The 18,139-nt window shown below is 39.7% G+C and carries 12 protein-coding genes; 7 read left to right on the top strand and 5 right to left on the bottom strand.

Annotated elements, in window-relative coordinates; all coding sequences use genetic code 11:
- Positions 1 to 603: 603 nt before the first annotated feature.
- On the bottom strand, positions 604 to 3,972 hold the full coding sequence (locus LVD47_RS09390; protein WP_236975505.1) for a HEAT repeat domain-containing protein: 3,369 nt from the start codon (positions 3,970 to 3,972) through the stop codon (positions 604 to 606).
- Between the two features lie 502 nt (positions 3,973 to 4,474).
- On the opposite strand from LVD47_RS09390, the gene LVD47_RS09385 reads away from it, so the two are divergent.
- The 4 genes from LVD47_RS09385 to LVD47_RS09370 all read left to right on the top strand — a co-directional run bounded on the left by LVD47_RS09385 (position 4,475) and on the right by LVD47_RS09370 (position 9,546).
- On the top strand, positions 4,475 to 5,155 hold the full coding sequence (locus LVD47_RS09385; RefSeq protein ID WP_236975504.1) for a response regulator transcription factor: 681 nt from the start codon (positions 4,475 to 4,477) through the stop codon (positions 5,153 to 5,155).
- Between the two features lie 9 nt (positions 5,156 to 5,164).
- A complete protein-coding gene (locus tag LVD47_RS09380) occupies positions 5,165 to 6,538 on the top strand; it encodes a HAMP domain-containing sensor histidine kinase (protein WP_236975503.1) in 1,374 nt (457 codons plus the stop codon).
- A 306-nt stretch (positions 6,539 to 6,844) separates the two neighbouring features.
- A complete protein-coding gene (locus LVD47_RS09375; RefSeq protein WP_236975502.1) occupies positions 6,845 to 8,413 on the top strand; it encodes a SulP family inorganic anion transporter in 1,569 nt (522 codons plus the stop codon).
- Positions 8,414 to 8,715: 302 nt separating this feature from the next.
- Positions 8,716 to 9,546 (top strand): universal stress protein, encoded by an 831-nt coding sequence (locus LVD47_RS09370; RefSeq protein WP_236975501.1) that lies wholly within the window; start codon positions 8,716 to 8,718, stop codon positions 9,544 to 9,546.
- Positions 9,547 to 9,648: 102 nt separating this feature from the next.
- Here LVD47_RS09370 and LVD47_RS09365 read toward each other — a convergent pair whose 3' ends face one another.
- Positions 9,649 to 11,913: a ligand-binding sensor domain-containing protein gene (locus LVD47_RS09365; protein ID WP_236975500.1), complete on the bottom strand. Its 2,265-nt coding sequence runs from the start codon at positions 11,911 to 11,913 to the stop codon at positions 9,649 to 9,651.
- On the bottom strand, positions 11,879 to 13,255 hold the full coding sequence (locus LVD47_RS09360) for a sialidase family protein (RefSeq protein WP_236975498.1): 1,377 nt from the start codon (positions 13,253 to 13,255) through the stop codon (positions 11,879 to 11,881). The genes LVD47_RS09365 and LVD47_RS09360 overlap by 35 nt, the downstream gene beginning before the upstream one ends.
- Before the next feature lie 106 nt (positions 13,256 to 13,361).
- On the opposite strand from LVD47_RS09360, the gene LVD47_RS09355 reads away from it, so the two are divergent.
- Both LVD47_RS09355 and LVD47_RS09350 read left to right on the top strand, forming a co-directional pair.
- Entirely contained in the window at positions 13,362 to 14,636 is a 1,275-nt protein-coding gene (locus LVD47_RS09355; RefSeq protein ID WP_439651998.1) for a hypothetical protein, read from the top strand.
- Positions 14,637 to 14,847: 211 nt separating this feature from the next.
- A complete protein-coding gene (locus LVD47_RS09350) occupies positions 14,848 to 15,735 on the top strand; it encodes an alpha/beta hydrolase (RefSeq protein ID WP_236975494.1) in 888 nt (295 codons plus the stop codon).
- A 59-nt stretch (positions 15,736 to 15,794) separates the two neighbouring features.
- Here LVD47_RS09350 and LVD47_RS09345 read toward each other — a convergent pair whose 3' ends face one another.
- The gene (locus LVD47_RS09345) at positions 15,795 to 16,364 is read right to left on the bottom strand and encodes a YceI family protein (RefSeq protein ID WP_236975492.1); all 570 of its coding nucleotides are present in this window, start codon (positions 16,362 to 16,364) and stop codon (positions 15,795 to 15,797) included.
- Positions 16,365 to 16,987: 623 nt separating this feature from the next.
- Between LVD47_RS09345 and LVD47_RS09340 the strand changes: the two genes are divergently transcribed.
- Positions 16,988 to 17,719, top strand: coding sequence for a hypothetical protein (locus tag LVD47_RS09340; RefSeq protein ID WP_236975490.1), 732 nt, complete (start codon positions 16,988 to 16,990; stop codon positions 17,717 to 17,719).
- Between the two features lie 69 nt (positions 17,720 to 17,788).
- Here the strand turns inward: LVD47_RS09340 and LVD47_RS09335 are convergent.
- A partial coding sequence (locus LVD47_RS09335; protein ID WP_236975488.1) for a hypothetical protein occupies positions 17,789 to 18,139 on the bottom strand: 351 nt, incomplete at its 5' end.

Raw genomic sequence — 18,139 nt, 5'->3', positions numbered from 1 at the left:
ATACGAGGTATTACTTTGTGGAAATCAATGCCAGAAACGATGTTTTACCTTGTTTTCCACCCTGGGTTGGCCCCAGGGTCAGGTATATTTCGCTTCCCGACAATTTCATGTCAGGACAGGCATTTCAGAGCTCTTATTTTCTCTGTCGAACTCACGTTATTTAAGTTGAAAGTCGATTACGACAGGGGCTTCCAGGATATGAGAAGATTCATCAGGGATCTCTTTCTGGAGATATCACGAGTAGACACCTGATAAATTATGATCTTTTGCTTTTTTTCCCCTGTACTCATTAGAAAATTCAAATTATTGATTTTGTTTGCCTTTTATCATTTTCGGTTCATCCTATATTTTCTTTGCAATAAGACCTTATGGCACAAAATGCTGCCCTTATCCCTTTTGAATCTATATCAATTAATAACTCAATCACACTAACATTTGGAAAGTAATTTACAAATTGGCAAAGACGAAGCTATTTACTAGACTAGGGCCGCAAAATTACATTTCTCCTAATTATATGGAGGGTAAACATGGAAAGATAGATAATATTTTGCCGATAATTGAGTGATGCATTTAAGTGTTGAGGGAGCCAGTGGTCTTTTTCAATTAATCCTTTTCACTTTTAAGATTTACCAGAAAAGCGACCAGGTCGCGGATTTCACTTTTGGAAAGGATCGAAGTTATATCCGGCATTCCTGATGGCATGTTTTCCCTTTCTTGTATATCTTCTTTTTTGACCGTTTTTATTTTTTCATTACCGGACTTTATTTTCACTTCCGTCGCAGACTCATCAACTAAAATTCCACTGATCTTATTTCCATTGTCTGTTACGACACTCAAATTCCCAAAGCCAGGGGCAATTCGTTTACTTGGTTCAACGATAGATTCTAACAGTTCCACACGAGATAGTTTATCACCTATCCCAGCCAGACCAGGACCGACATTTCCCCCCACTTCAAAGACAGCATGGCATCGTATACATTGTGCACCTTCGTGATTATAAAAAATATTTCTCCCACTTCGAGGATTCCCTCCTTCCAGCGCTTCCCGGTATAAATTAACTACATTGGAACTGTCTTTTGATTTGTAATACGTTTCTAATTTTTGATTAAGGGCTGGAGCATCTAATTTTTCGACAGCTTGCAGTATATCCAATTGAATTTCAGGAGGGGCTTTCCCTGATATTAATTGGTCAAAGGGTTTTGAGAGAACTTTTTCAGCATTGAATCCTGAAATGGAGCTAAGGGAAGCCAATACGGCTTGTTTCTCTTCTACGGTTCCCGAAGCTAGGATTTTTTCAAATAGTTGAGAAAAGTTTTCATTTGATATATTTGATCCCGGCAAAATTTGTAATGCCGTGGATCGAACTTCCGGGCTTTTATCTTCCAGGGCAATATCCAATGCTTTATTAAGCAGTTTTGAATGGATTTTATTAAGTGCTTTGAGTGAAGCTTTCCGCACATTAATATTTGGACTTTCTTGTATTAGTTTTATTAGGTTGGATTCAGCATTGGATATTTCCAATGCAGCTATAGCATTGGCCGCTTCCACCTGAATAGAAGGGTGTTTTTCCGTCAATAAACTATTAATTATTGGTGCAAGGGAAGTTATGACTAACTGTGCATCTCTCGAGACTTGTCCGCGGTATCTGCCGTCTACGCGATCAAATACAGAAGGTTCATGCCAGGTGCTTAACGCAGCTAACGCCTCTGCTCTCATTTCTGGTGGTGCTGTTTTATTGGTTGTATATTTTGTAAGAGTTCTTAAATTGTCTGCTTTGCCTACCCTGAGATTTGCATTAATGGCTCTTCTTACCAGGGCTTCATCGGTGAATCGGTTTTTAATGAGCAAATTAGCCAGGTCAGGAAGGCTTTGTTCTATAGAATAATCATCATTAATTGCTCTGGCTGCTTCTGTAACAATATATTCTTGCTGGTCATCGAGAAATTGGGAGACGCCTGAATTTTGCATTCTTCGTAAAGCGACAACGGCAACAATTCTCAGTGCTTCAGATTCGTGATGTGCTAAATTTACTAGTGGTTGGGGATCTCCGATCCTGCTCAACGCGATTGCCCCACAGTGACGCAGCCAGGTGTCTTCATCGTTATTTTTCTCCAACATATCCAGGATGGGTTGAATGGCTTTTTTATTCATTGTTCTACCCAGGGCTTCTGTCGCAAAAAATTGCACCCTGATATTAGGATGTTTGAGAAGCGAAATAAGTACATCACCTGCTCTGGGATAACGTACGTCTCCAATCATTTTTGCTGCCTGGGCGCATATTTCCGGGTCATTGTCCCTTAATAATGGAACGAGTGCGCTTGCAAAATCTTTATCAACCCTGGCAAATTGGGATATTCCCCAAATCGAATGAATCCTAGCTATTTGTGATTCACTTTGGCTGATGCACCTGTTGAAAACGTTGAATCCATCATCACCTCTTTTTACAAGTTCGAATTGGGACTTTTGGCGAACCCTCATATCCTGGTGACCTAATAGGTTCTCGAGTTCATCGAGGTCTTTTTGTGAGAAATCTGATTGAATCAAGGTCTTTGTTTCCTTTCTGATTTCAGATTCTTCCGCATTGTGGGTGTCCAGTTTCCATATCCTACCCTTATTATTGGGTTCCCAGCCATCGATCCAATCAGAAAAATACAATGCACCATCCGGGCCAAAATCTATACCGGTAGGAAGTAAACCTTTCGCTACTTCCTGGGTACTACTTAATTCAAAAGAAGCTCCTTTGGGTTTTAATGTAAAAGCATGTAAGGGGGAGCGGGCAGGTGTTCCTCTGAATTCTGCTATAAAAAAATGGTCATACCATTTTTCCCCTAATGCTGTTCCTGGATTGTAGGCCAGACCGGTTGGACCATTGACATAATTAGTGATGGGTGGAAGAAAATATGCTGCTTGTCCTTCCCAGCGTGGTTGATGCATATTTTCATCCATCCATACCTTGTATTGATTGTTTTTAGGATCAGTATATTTTCCGAATTGCCAATTTATCCTCCATCCCGAATCCGAACCATCGATCAAATATACCAACCTCTCACGTTCTCCTCTGTGGTCTCCGTCGTTATCTTCTGAAATAAGGTTTCCGTATTTGTCGAATACAAATTCATGAGTATTTCTTAAGCCTGCTGCAAATATTTCAAAGTTGCTTCCATCCGGTTCGCTTCTAGCGATTACTCCCTGATTAGGATATTTCCATTGCTTACCTTCCTGATCAATAATATTGGCTCCAATATCTCCAATGCCCCACCACAATCTACCGGCGGGACCTATGGTTACTCCGGACATGCCATGTCCTCCAAATCCTATGTGAACAGCATATCCATGACTTATGGACTGTTTCAGATCGGCAATGCCATCTTCATCGGTATCTTTTGTTTTCCATACATCCGGGGCTACCGAAATAAACACTTCTCCATCGTGGATGGCTATCCCATTTGCAACGTCTGTGATTTCTTCGTGAAAATCTTCAATGAACAATTGACTTCGATTGGCTACTCCGATATTGTCGGCGTCTTCTACAAACCAAACCTGCTCTTTTTCAACTGTCAGGTCCCTCCAATCCCGGACTCCGTCATTATTTAAATCTTTGAGATGTTTTTCAGATTCTTCGGATCCATCTGTAAATGTTTCCCGAAGAAATTTTCGACGGTCTTCGACAGTCTCAAATGAAATGGATGCAGTCATCCAATTGCGATGTCCCCGAATGTCAAACTCAGAGTGACCGGGTCTGATGGCCCGGGTATAATATACCCTTCCGTTTTCATCGACATCAATGGCTATTGGGTCCTTTACTAACGTGTCTGAAGCCCAAAGGGTCAACTCCAGACCATCTGCTACTTCTGTTGCTGTTTCATCCTGAATAATGTTAGCAGTTTTTATTGACTCGGAATGGGAAATAAGTACTTCTTTTTGGGGATAAATAGGCTCAGGCTTGTTATTCTGACAAGATAGAAGTGTCATTCCAAAAACTGTGGAAAGTAGTACTGGTACCGAAAAATTATGTAAAATCATTTCTCCTATTAATAGTTTCCTTTAGTAAAACTGAGTTACCCGAAATTACTAAATATATAGATATTTGTTATTACGATACTCTAAAGTCTGTTGCATAAAGACTGGTAAATACCAAATATCAAGATACGACTCTATATGGGGTAGACACTTATCCGGATACCAGTTTATATTAATTTTAATATTTAAATGTGTATTGTTGGAAAATAGAGAGCACTTGAATATTTTTTCAGCAAAAAATCAGAAAATAAGATTAGAATATTAGATTGGATATGGATATTTTACTGTTAGCAAGGAAAATATCGCATAAATGGATCTCCAATATTACAGGTAAAAGATGTATTCAAATCGAAGAGGAGTTGATAAATAAATTGATGTAAAATCCAATTTTAATTTAATTTTAAATGATAGGTGATATAACTTTAAGAAATGTAGAGGTAATTTTGTATGGATTATGAAAAAAATTTTGTTAATAGAAGATGAACATAGCGTAGCAACGTTTATTAAGAAGGGTTTGAATGAAGAAGGATATGATGTTTTAGTTGCTTATGATGGAGACATGGGACTGGAATTAATTGGACAGCATCAAATAGACCAAATTATACTAGATATTATTTTACCCGGCAAAAACGGTTGGGAAATTTGTGGGGAAGTTCGTAAAAGAGGTTTTTCTGATGTCCCTATCTTAATGCTGACAGCATTAGGGACGACTGATAATTTAGTAAAGGGGCTGGATGCAGGGGCTGATGATTATTTGACAAAACCGTTTAAGTTTAAAGAATTACTCGCTCGATTACGCGCTTTACAACGAAGAAAAAATCTCTCTGATAGCACTACGCCTGTGCTGAAAATTGCAGACCTTGAATTGGATCAACATTCCAAAATCGTAAAAAGACAAGGTAAAGAAATAAAACTCACAGCTACAGAATACCGGTTACTTGAATACTTTATTAAAAATCAAAAAAAGGTATTGTCGCGAATTGATTTACTTGAAAATGTTTGGGATATTAATTTTGATATGGGTACTAATGTGGTTGATGTATATGTCAATTATTTGAGAAATAAAATTGACAAACAATTTCAGTCAAAACTTATTCACACCGTGATAGGTATGGGCTATATAATGAAGGATTAGAATTATTGCATGAAAACACATGATAAAATTACCTGGCTTTTTACAGCCTTGACCGGTTCTCTTTTATTAATAATTTTTCTATCGATCTATTATTTTGTCGATCATTACAAGGAAAAGGAATTTTATCAGCGGTTGCAAAACAGGACTGACATTGCAGCAGAGTGGTTTTTTGAACAAGATGATATTCAGTCTCATTTATATGAAGATGTATTGAAAAAACATCTACAAATTTTGCCCGAAGAAAACGAAGAAGTAATCCCTGTAAATCTCGCTGAAAAAACTCTATTAGTTGATAATAGTAGTGGATATCCCCAAAAGTTTATTGACAAAATATTCCTTGAAGGGCTAGCTTCATGGAAAATAAATGAGAAGTATTATAGTGGTAAGTTATACAGTGAATCAGAAGGAGATTTCATTGTTGTCGTTTCTGCAATTGATGTGTACGGGCAAACAAAATTAATATTTCTCAGGAAGATTTTGATCGTTTCATTTTTATTGGGAATTGTATTTATTTATCTAATGGGTAGCAATTACTCAGGTAAAGTATTGCAACCAATCTCCAAAATTGCTGAAAAGGCCAATTCCATAAGTGTATCTAATTTACACTTGAGGCTTGATACGGATAACTCAAAAGATGAACTTTCGGAATTAGCAGATACCTTCAATAGAATGCTCGATCGTTTACAAGCTTCATTTGAAATACAGAATAACTTTGTCAATAATGCTTCTCATGAGTTGCGAAACCCTATTACAGCGGTACTGGGTATGACTGAAATAACCCTTCAAAAGGAACGTAAGCCGGAGGAATATACAGAAGCTCTGATCATTGTCCAAAAAGAAGCCGAGCGCCTTGAATTGTTGGTGAATAGTTTATTGAAGCTGGCAAGAGCAGGTTCCGATAAAGCTGAACTGAACTTTCAATCTTTGCGAATCGATGAATTGTTGATGGATGTAAAAATGAATATTGATATAATGCATCCTGAAAACAAAGTTGTATTTGATTTTACAGGATGGCCGGATGAAATAGAACCCCTCATTATCCAGGGAAATGAAAATTTATTGCAAGTGGCATTGAATAATATATTAGATAATGCGTGTAAATTTTCCATGAATGAACAGGTAATTATTCGACTTAGACCATCCAAACAAGGGATCCACGTTTTTATCAAAGATCAGGGCGTGGGGATCCCGGAGTCAGGTATGGATAATATTACGGTTCCGTTTTATAGAGCTCCCAATGCCCGGTCTTTTAGAGGGTTTGGTGTAGGGCTCCCTTTGGCACAAAGGATTATAAAATTACACAATGGAAGAATGGAAGTTTTTTCAAAAGAACTTCAGGGTACAGAGGTAGTGGTATCCTTACCCAATCAAAAAGAATCTTAGCTGAAATTTTAAATTTTCTTACCTCTTTATTCATGAAAAGTACGCTGATTGTAGGATTAACATTCTGTTAAATCATTCTAATTCCATTCTAATACACCTCTTAAATCTCTCTTAGACCTCCATCGTAGGTTTGTAGCGAAACTATTTTAAGCGTAGAAATTAATCAACTCTTTCTATTTAGGAAGTCCGTAATAGAATAATGACCACGGTTTAATATACGCTTTAGATACATTATTGGTGTCCATGTCCTGCTCCTATGTGGTTTGGGGATAGCAGGATGTGGTTTTTGATTCAAAATTAATACTTATGAGTAAATATTTTAGCTATTTAAATCGCGACATACCAGCGAGTATTGTTGTATTTCTAGTGGCTCTCCCACTGTGTTTGGGAATTGCCCTGGCTTCTGGTGCGCCTCTGTTATCGGGATTGATTTCCGGTATCATTGGTGGTATTGTTATTGGATTGTTGAGTAAATCAGATCTCAGTGTGAGTGGTCCGGCTGCCGGTTTGGTAGTGATCGTGCTTAATGCTGTTGATACTTTAGGAACATATGAGGCCTTTTTAGTAGCTGTGGTTTTGGCAGGTGTAATACAATTGGTTCTTGGTTTTATGAAGGCAGGCGTAATTGGTCTTTATTTTCCGTCCTCAGTAATTAAAGGAATGTTGGCCGCAATCGGTCTGATCCTAATTATGAAACAATTACCACACCTGGTAGGTTTTGATACGGAAGCTTTTACTGCTGAAGCCAATATGACACAAGCCGATGGGGCAAATATGCTAGCTCCGGTGTTGTCTTCATTTAATCATATGGTGATCGGAAGCCTAATCATTGGGGTCTTTTCTCTTTTGTTTTTGATAGTATGGAGCAGACCTATTATTACTAATAATAAATTTCTTAAACAAATACCCGGCGGCGTAGTAGTAGTAATTATGGGAGTGGTGATTAATTCACTTTTTAAGCAATTTTATCCTTCATTAGCCATTTCCCCCAGTCACCTTGTGAGTATACCTGTTATCGGTAGTATGGCGGAAATGTCCGAAGCATTACGATTACCTGATTTTCAGATTTTAACGAACCTGAATGTGTATGTAACGGCCATGACATTAGCTATTGTGGCTAGCTTAGAGACTTTATTATGTATCGAAGCCGTCGATAAAATGGATCCTGAAAAAAGAAGGACCCCCCAAAATACTGAGTTAAAAGCACAAGGGGTAGGTAATATCGTTTCGGGTCTCATTGGAGGGTTGCCTATTACTTCCGTAATTGTGAGAAGTTCTACAAATCTGGGAGCCGGTGCCAAGACGAAAATGTCAGCGGTTTTTCACGGTATTTTCTTATTGTTGGCAGTCGTTGCAGTTCCTACTATAATGAACTTAATCCCATTAGCATCACTTGCAGCTATTCTTATAATGGTAGGTTTCAAATTAACAAAACCTGCACTTTACAGAGCGCAAATGGCTTTGGGTAAAGAGCAATTTATCCCGTTTGTTGTTACCGTTGTATCGATCCTATTTACAGATCTTTTAGTCGGTATTTTAATCGGTATGGCTGTTGCGGTGTTTTACATCCTGCGAGATAATTATAAGGTACCATATTATTTGGATCATGGCCCTTCGACCAATGGAGACGGATCACAACAGATACGAATTCAATTAAGTGAGCATGTATCCTTTTTGAACAAGGCTAGTTTGTTGAGTAAATTGGAAGGGATACCTTCTAACAGTGAGGTGGAATTAGACGGTTCCAGAGCAAAATCTATTGACCACGATGCACTTGAAGTAATCCATAATTTTCAAATCGAAGCGCGTGAAAAGCAGATTAAATTTAGTATGAAAAATATACCGGATATAAAAAACGGTAATGGAGCCAGTTAGGATTCATTGGTTTCCAGAATGAAATAGTTTCCGTCCTGGGCTTAGACTTAATACGCCAGCACCAGTTTAAGTTTTGCCCGGGATTTTTTATCATTCCTACTCTTGGGGGGATAAAAATATAAGGAAGAATTGTGAGTAATCTGAAAGGTAGAACATAATAATGTGATTGTTAATAAACTGGTGATTTTATTCAAGCCAGAAAGATATTCTTATCGTTTTTTGACACCATTAAATTGATAAATAAAAAAATCAAATTTCGACTTAGCCATGAACCCATGAACCCCGAATTAAATTATGTCAAAATGAAAACTATATTACTTCCCACCAATTTTTCAGAGAAATCCAGGAATTCGATAAAATATGCCATTGATATGTTTGGTGACGAAGATGTTAAGTTCGTTTTATTGAATGCTTATTCTCTTCCTAATCGTCCTACAGAGCTTATGGTTTCGGCCTTAAGAGATGAAGGGGATTCTGAAAGGATAGAAGAGCTCGAAAATGAATTTAGCCAGTGTCTTGGCAATAAAAGTGAGGAAAATTATACAGTTGAAATACACTGTAGATTTGGGAGGCTTTCAAATGTGGTATTGGACTATTGTAGGGAAAATTCGGTGGATTATATTATAATGGGATTGAAGGAAACCAATCGTATTAACGCTATTTTTAATTGGGTTTTTAATAAAAAGGAGTGGGCCCAAATTGTTAATTGTCCGGTTATTTATGTTCCTAAAAACGTGAAATATAAGAAACCTACCAGGGTGATTTTACCCGTAGAAATGAGAAACAAGTTCCAAAAGAAGGAAATTAATCCGTTAGTATATATAGCGAGGAAATATAAGTTTCATGTCACGATGATCACGGATTTTAATGAAAGGAATTTAAAGTCGGAAAACATAGATCATTTTTACGAACTTAAAGATGCATTTATGGATATAGAGCATTCCATTGCATTTCACGAGGGAAATAACTTTACCAAAGGAATGGAATGGTATATGTTGGAAAATAATGCGGATCTCATTGTGACGGTAGGTGGTAAAATGCCCGTTGTTAGCCAGTTTTTCCAAAAGAATAACGTACACAACATGGTTCTCAATTCATCTGTGCCTCTCCTGGCCATTAATCACTTTCTGTGAAGCGTGGCCTTATGGATAAATGGTCTTTTTAGGTGTGGAAAAAAATATTGATTGCATCGGTGGAAAATTATATTTTGTCGATTGAATCCGTCCCACTTTCAATTACTTGATAAGACCACAATATCTTGCCAGCCAATAGGGCAATAACCAGAATACAGGTTCAAATTCTTCATGAGGATTGCCAACAACGGCGCTGTAAGGGTTTTTGTCCCATCTGATCGTCCGTATCTCATTGGCCGGTCTCAGAGGAACCTGCCAATCTTCCAATATCGGAAATCTTTTCATAGGAAGGTCTTCCCTTAGTCCATTATTTATAGGCCAATCTACCAGATCCAAAGGAGTTTTTTGTAGAAAATCAACAGAAGCTTTTAGTTCGATATCATTACCTTTCAAATAATTGAAAAGAAAATTAACCATAGGACTTTTATGAACTTTGTTTGCAGTAAACCATTGGTCTAAGTGTCGTAGATATATTTTTTTGAATTCGGGGTTCTGTTCTTTTAATAAAGCGGGAAAAAGATAGGCGGCAAGATAGATATCAAAATAGGTTTGAAATGCAGGATCTGGATCTTTTATTTTTTCAGCATTATCCAGATAGTTGTGTTCTTTTATCAGATTCAGATACGCATCCTCATACTTCTGTAATCCAGTAATGTAGTATCCGAATTTTAAAAAAGATAGTAATTCCAATGAATTCAAAGCTTTTTCAGGTTGCCAGTTAGGATCTCCATTTAATTTTTGGGGAGACCAGACCCCCCATCGGGTGTGATGCCCGTCCAGGTCCACCAGATTGAAATCGTTTTCCATTAAGTGATCCAAAATGTTGGCTACGTGGTTTCGTACGATGGCTTTTTCTCTGGGATCTGCTACTAATTCATAATAAAAAAAATAGCCGAACATATGCCCGCATATCTCATCACTACTGGTATCTCCTTTCCACCTCCATTTCCCGTCGACAGATATTCTCCACCTCTCCGGTACGAATTTTCGACGGGGATCCCGGATGAGTATTTCCGCCTTTTCTTTTTCTGAAAAAATCGTATTGGGGTCGTGCATAGTTTCCCATTCTACGGGAATAATTGTCCGTGCGAAAAAACCGCTGGTGCCGGTGACTTCCTGAAGCAGTTTTAGAAAATGAAACGCTTTTTGTGCTCGTATTTTAGAGAGGGTGTCACCCGTTACTGCATATCGAAAGGATTCCATTGCAAGGTAGTTTGATGTGTATTCGCCGTCATTGTCATCGTCATCGGATCTGTAAGACGTGGTATCTCCAGATACCTTAAGGTGATTTCTGGCAGCGATCCAGGGAGCCCGTATATGCCTTTTGATCAACCGGTCGTAGAAGTAGTCCGCTTTCTCTTCAAGGGTGATTTGTTGTCTTTCAATTTTGCTGACTCCTTGATTTGTGGCAATCCAGGCATCTCCACTGGAATCAAAAGTAATATCGCGTACTTCATTTCCCATTAGCCATCTGCGCCCCAGTAGGACGGAATATCCGCTTTGATGATTTTTGAATCGGGAAATACCGTACTTTGTACCTATCCACATGGTTTGGTCAGCAGGATTCCTTCTGATACAAGTCACTTCAGCATGAGGAAGACCCTGGTCGGGTAAAATAGTTCCCGTTTTTATACCATCTTTGAGAATCGTAATGCCTCCTAATCCACCTACCCACAAAGATCCCGAAGGGTCGTATTCGGTACTTTTGGTGTAGGCACTTAGGAGCAAGTTTGGATCGATCTTTATAGCTTTTTCTTTGAGAACCCAGTAGAGTCCCACATCCGTAGAAACCCATAAACCTCTGCCATTGAGATCACTGGCGATATTTCTTACACTGGTTGCGAGATTAATATCCAGACGATGATTCATTGAATGGTGGATCATCCAGAACCCTTTGGGACCAAAGGCCATGACTGTATCTTGTTGAACCCAAATCCGTCCCACGGGACCTTCTATTTGGGGATGATGCCGGATTTCATCCTGACGTAGAGATAATAATCCGCACCATGAGGCCATCCATAAAGTTCCTGAGTCATCCATACAGAGGTCGTATGCCGGTCCCTGGAACTGGTCCCTCGTTATTAATTCCCAATGATCGTATCCGTTTTTTTTCTTATAGACACCGTTCTTTGTAGCAATCCATATATTTTCATTTTGATCACTAATGATCCGCCTGACATCATTGGCATCGGGATTATATTCTCCTATTGCGAATCCTTTATGCGTTTCCTGTAAAAACGGAGTGTCGATATGCACGGTTTGGCCGATGCATACGGTACCAGCCGTTATAATGAGGAAGGCTAGGAAATAATTTAAAAATAAGCTTATAGGTTCAGGACTTGATCCACTTCGCTGAAAAATTAGCATATTTTATCGTTTTGGCTGGTGTAGTACCATCTTTATAGTGATAGCTATAAATGACGTGAATGCGTCCGTCTTTCCCTTGAATAATGGATGGGTAATGACTGGAAGTCCCTTTATCGGGACCCTGCTCATCGTTTTCCAAAATTCTCTTATAAGACCAGGTTTCTCCTTCATCTTCAGACAAGGCAATGGTCAAATTGTGTCTGCCTTCTTCGGTGTCATTATACACCAAAACCCAATCGCCATTATCCAGTGTAACTCCGTCAAAACCCGATCCTGGGTTGGGAATATCCGTGTCACGGGCTATACTCCAGGTCATTCCGCCATCTTTTGAAACTGTCTTTTGTATTCGTTTGGGCGGCGGGCCATTATCGCGAAGGTAAGCTGCCAAACCACCCTCGGCTTCTTTGAGTATAGTGGCCTGGATTCCTGCTCCACCCATGACTGGATTACTAAATTTCCAGGTCTCCCCTCTGTCTTCTGAAATCGCAAATATCGTGGCATCCAATCCATCCGAATAAAGTGGAAGGATCATTTTGCCATCGGTCATGACTGGTTTGTTTTTTGTTTGCCAACCGATTCTTCGGGTAATAGGATACCCTAATTCTGTACTTTCATATCCATTTGAGTTAGGAATTCTTCCTTTTCTCTTCATATTCTCACCCTTTGCAAGGCTGTCTACTTTTATCCTGTATTCGTTCCAATAGTCCCATAATCTTTCCTTTTCCTCAACACTATATTCAGTTAAGAGCTGTTCCCGCATGTATGTTTCATAGTTGTTCAACTGGTTTTCAACCGCTTTTACAAATGAATCACCGGGTTGTATACCCCGCTCTGTTTTATCACCCGGTTTAGCCAATATAATATCCTGCCAGTCCCATTCGGGTGCTCCTGTTCCTGAATATTCCATACTTTTTCGAAACATGGGGATCGAAGTCTCCCATTGATTGGCCAATACGGGATACCAAAACAACCATAGAGTTTCGTCCGGATCTAAAAAGAGAACTGGATTAATGTCGGGGAAGTCCTCTATGTCTGCCATCTCAAAAACGGGCGACCATGTAGTGTCTCCGGAATTAAGTCGTGCACCCATGATTCGTACATCGTCAGCCCACCTTTCTCCTGACCCTTGAAACCACGATGTAATTATATCTCCATTTGGCAGTTCTGCAAGGGTAGGACCGTGAACATGGTCATCTTGTAAAGGGAAGATAATGGAATAAAACGGATCTGATTTAGCGGCAGGTTCTGGAGAAGGTTTACAACTGGTTCCCAAAAATAGTAAACTCGAAAGTGCTATTAAATAGAGAGTTATCGTATTTGCTTTCAATCTATAAGATGCCATATTACTTGCTTAATTATTTGTCAAATATTTGAATATTAATGCTAAATTTAGCTATAATTGAACTTGAGTCAAATTTTATTTCTAAAAAAGATAAAATCATATAATGATGCGTAAGTATTATATCATACTCTGTTTTTTGCTATGTGGAAATATTTGTTTTTCCCAGGATTTATATGTTGGAGTATCTAAAAAGAATATAACGCCAAGTCCATTATTGCCAGTTTCAGGGGGCGTTGGTGTGCCGAAACCGGTAGAAGAAAAAAGTGGGGATTTGTATGTCCGTGCTATGGTGATTGAAAAGGGGCAAAACAAATTTGCGATAGTTGGTATTGACAATTTGGGGTGGCCTGCTTTACTCGGTGATCAGGCAAGGGACATTATTCGTAGCATCCCGGGAGAAAATGTTTTAATAGGTGCTACACATACCCATAGCGCGCCGGATGCATATGGCTTTCCTGATGAAAATGGAAATGTTTCAGCTGATACGGAATACCTCAAGCAGTGTGTCCTGAAAATAGCTGAAGCAGTAGAGGAGGCTTTTGCTAATCGTGAAAGAGCTAATTTGAAAATTGGGGTAGGGGAGGCTAGAGGACAAATAGCCTATAACTATTATGCCCCTCAATTGTATGATCCCAGATGTGGGGTAATACAGGCAATATCACCTGACAATCATGTGATAGGAACATTGGTGAATTATGCTATACACCCTGAAGTGATTGGTCCGGACCGGGGTGTATTATCTCCGGATCTGTGTGGGCCGTTATACGATAGGATAGAGGAAAAAGCAGGGGGAATAGCAATATTTATGAATGGAGCCCAGGGGGGGATGGTAACGGCGGACAATCGTCGGCCCGATGGTGAAGAAGAAAATGACTGGAAGGAGTGTCGCAGAATTGGTGAATTGTTAGCCGACGAAGCGTTGCGAATAGTAAATGAAGTCCCGGCGCAAGAATCTCCTGATGTAAAAATATTGACTAAAAGGATTACCTTTCCCGTGGAAACGCCATTAATGAAACAGTTGATGGACTTCTCGGATTTCGGAGAGAAAAAAGACGGAAAGTATTTTGTTAATACGCAGATGAACTATATTCATCTTGGAGATGCTGCCATACTTACCATTCCGGGGGAAGCTTTACCCAATATCGGATATTATCTCAAAAGGAAAATGGGGGTTGAGAATGCCTTTTTATTTGGATTGACCAATGACGCTTTTGGTTACATACTGACAAAAGTAGATTTTAATAGTTTCAAAAGGTATGAATATATCACAAGGACAAGCCTGGGAGAAATGACAGGAGAGATTTTGATCGGGGAGTCGTTAAAGTTATTTGAAGAAATGGATGGGAAGAGTCTGAAGCCGGAAGTCGGAAGACAGAAGTGATGCGACGCAAGTAGATAGTTGGATGTCAGGTGTATGTAGTTTACTTTGTCATACGTAGTTTGCCAGAAGTCCACGGATTGCTAAGCTTGACATATACCGGAAACTATGGCGAGGAAAGATTGTCCCTTACGGATCACTTTGTGGGTAAGTAGGGAGTCAAGAGCCAGGAGTCCAAATTCGAAAGCGCGGGGACAGAAATAAATATTGAACTATGAGAATTTTTATAACATTTGGATTGCTATTACTACTTTTTACTGGATGCAGTTCGGTCAGGTCTATTTCAGGACACGGGTTTTACAAATACGATCAAAGCATGGCCTTATTGACTGATATCGGACCAGAGAAAATGGAAAGTGACTTTGTGAAAAGAAGATTTACTTTTAAAAGTGTAAATGGCGAAATAGTCTACGGCGTTTTGTCACTCCCGGAGTCTCAGCCCATGCAACCGGGTTATCCCGTCATTATTTTGCAACATGGCCTTGGCGACCACAAGGAAGTAGATTATATACAGGCGGGAACGCGCCAATTCCTGGAAAATGGATATGCAGTAGTTAGTATCGATCTGGCCAATCACGGAGAGCGGGTGACAGAAGAATTTGATTTTGACTTTACAGGTGACACAAAATACAGGACCCGGCAGATCATAACACAATCTGTTTTTGACTTAAGCCGACTTGTTGATTTTATTGAATCGATTCCTGAACTGGATGAAGGAAGGATAGGATATTACGGAATTAGTTTAGGCGGTATTATTGGCACGATATTCTGTGCGGTAGATCAGAGAGTGAAGGTGCCGGTCATTGCGATCGCAGGTGGAAATATCAATTTAATGTTTGGTATGAAAGCTTTGTCAGGGAAAGTAAAAGACTATCTAAGTGTCATTGATCCGATCAATTATGTAAGAGACATAGCGCCCAGGCCGTTTTTGATGATTAATGCAGAGCAGGACGAAGTAATTCCACCGCTCATGAGTAAGTTATTGTATAAAAAAGCCCGTAATCCTAAAGATATTATCTGGTATCCCACTAAGCACAGGGAGCTTCCGGTGGAGAAAGTGTATGGGGACGGGGTGGAGTGGTTTGACAGGTATTTGAATTAAAAAAACCTCCGGCGAATACTTTCATCGGAGGTTGAGTTTTTATATTTTATATCAGACTATTATTTCATTGAGACAATGTTGATGTCTACATCAGTCCAGGTTTTGCCCGCATGAAGTTCGTTGCATGCTTCATTAATAGCTTCCAGAGCGGCATTTCCGCTAAAGTCACTTACGATGTCGATGGTACCGGATACCAGGGTCGCAGTATCGTTTACTTCATAGTCAAAGTCAAATGATTTTTCTACTCCGTTCATGGATATGGTGATGGGAATTTTACTTCCTTCCGGAGCGCCATAACTTCCGGATATTGTAGTATTGGACATCTTTTCAAAGAAAAATTGAACCAATTTAGGATCGCGGATCCCGTCACCGCTATTGACGGATGTGGCATCTATAGAAAATTGATTTCCATTCAGGGTAATGTCGTCGAATGTCCCGCTTACGCCCACTTTTTCAGGTGTTTTGAAAGCAGTCCAGGTGAGGGAGGTCTTTTCCAAATTGTATTCAGGTGCAGTCATTTCTGCAGATTCAACAGTAGCGGGTGCATCGCCACTTCCCTCAGTGGATTCGGATTGATTATTACAGGAAAAAAATACAAATAGTGTTAAGATAAATAATAGGTTTTTCATGATCTACGTGTTTTCGTCAAAGGTATTAAAAGATGAATAAAGTGTGTATTAATTACAGGGAGATTTTAAAGGAGGGGAGAAGTTTGTAGCTGGTAGGCGGAAACCTGTTCCCCGGCCCCTCAGAGAAGAACGACGACTTTATTGCTTTGGAAGAAAGGGGAGATTGAAGTCTGTGGTTCGATTATTGAAGAAGTAAGTCAAAAGCTCTACACTTCAAGCCACAAGCGTACAGTATTTCTAAGACGGAAGAAAAAAAAATGGTAAAGGAGCATTCCTTTTCGACATTACCAACTGCAAAATTCTTCCAGATTAATGACTTGGATGTAAAGCGGTATTTTGGCAGAAGAAGCTTACCATCAGGGCTATGCATAGGAAAAAAGGTTTACACTCTGGTTTGCTAGTTCTTCGCTTTAACAAGAGTCAATGTTTGAAGAGGGAACAATCGACCGGATAGCTAAGGAATTTGCGTAATGAAAAGGGGAAAAAATAACGGTATTCCACCAACCTTTACCCGTTTGGCTACGTCTTATTTTAAAATCCGGATACCTTTGATTTGTGGGGAATGTAATAAATTAAACTCTGTAATAGCTAATTGAACGATTATAGGATTAGAATGACTAAAGATGTATTCACTTTTTATCATATCATTTATTTTGTTGTCGGTTACTTCTATCCGCTCACAATCCTTTTTAGAAGATCTTACCCTATCCGCTTCCTATGCGTATGAGTCGGTTGACGACCGTATCGTCTCTGTAGCTGATGAAGGAGAGAAGGTGTACCAGTGGTCGGTAGGGGTGAATAAAACAATCTGGGAAACACGACGATGGGAGATGGATATGGGGCTTGGGTACTCAAAACGCCTTGTACAATATGATCGCAGTTTCAATCGGTGTTATTTCGGTGCAACGGGTTTTGGCGTACATTGTTTGAATGAAATATACATTCCTATGAAGACATATCGGTCGGATTTGATTACTACACCGGTAAACCTGTATTTTTACCCTTTAGCCAAAAGAGAAAAATGGAGCCCCTATCTCAATGTCTTTTTATTAAACGGCATCGCATTTCATCGGAAGGTAGAAGCGACCGGGGATCGATCGGAGCAAAAGTGGGAAGCAGAATGGGAAGGCCTGGAAGTGAATCCGGGAATCGGGATACGGTTTGGAAGGTTTCATGCGGGGATAAATTACCGGTTGTTGCATTTCAGGCCCTATGATCCCGTTTTTTTTAATACCAAGAAAGCAGAGGGGCTTGAAGATTATGTGGGGGATCCACCTTATAAAGGGGAATTGAATAACTATAATCCTTTTAAGCTATGGCTTAGCATGGGATATAGGCTGGGGAGGATCGAGTAGGTTCGGAGAAATCGGAGGATTGAAACCCGGAGATCGAAGTCGGGAGACCAGAGTCCGAAGTCCAAAGCTTTAAGCCCGCAAGTTACAAGCTGCAAGCTTTGTGAATTCCCAAAAACCTGTAAGCGTCGAAAAGACCTGAGAGCGTTTTTGGAAGAGGTCGGGGACGGGAGTTTGCCACGTATTGACGTGGACGGAAGTATCGACGGAAGAAGCTTCCGGCACTGTCCATGCGCAGGGAAAGCGGCTTACGCCTGGAATTACGGGATTGTATATAGTACTTCCGGAATAAAAGTAGAGTACGAAATCTGAAGCTGGAAGTCCGGAGACCGAAGGAAGAAGACGTGGACGCAAGCCAAAAAAATGGCAGAAACGTAAAATTTTGCTTCTGGAACTCTGTTTCTCATAGAATTGTAATTTCAA

The sequence above is a fragment of the Membranihabitans maritimus genome, from assembly GCF_021729145.1.
Lineage (GTDB): Bacteria > Bacteroidota > Bacteroidia > Chitinophagales > Saprospiraceae > Membranihabitans > Membranihabitans maritimus.
Note: the sequence above shows the minus strand (reverse complement) of the source record. Positions and strands in the feature narration are given on the sequence as shown.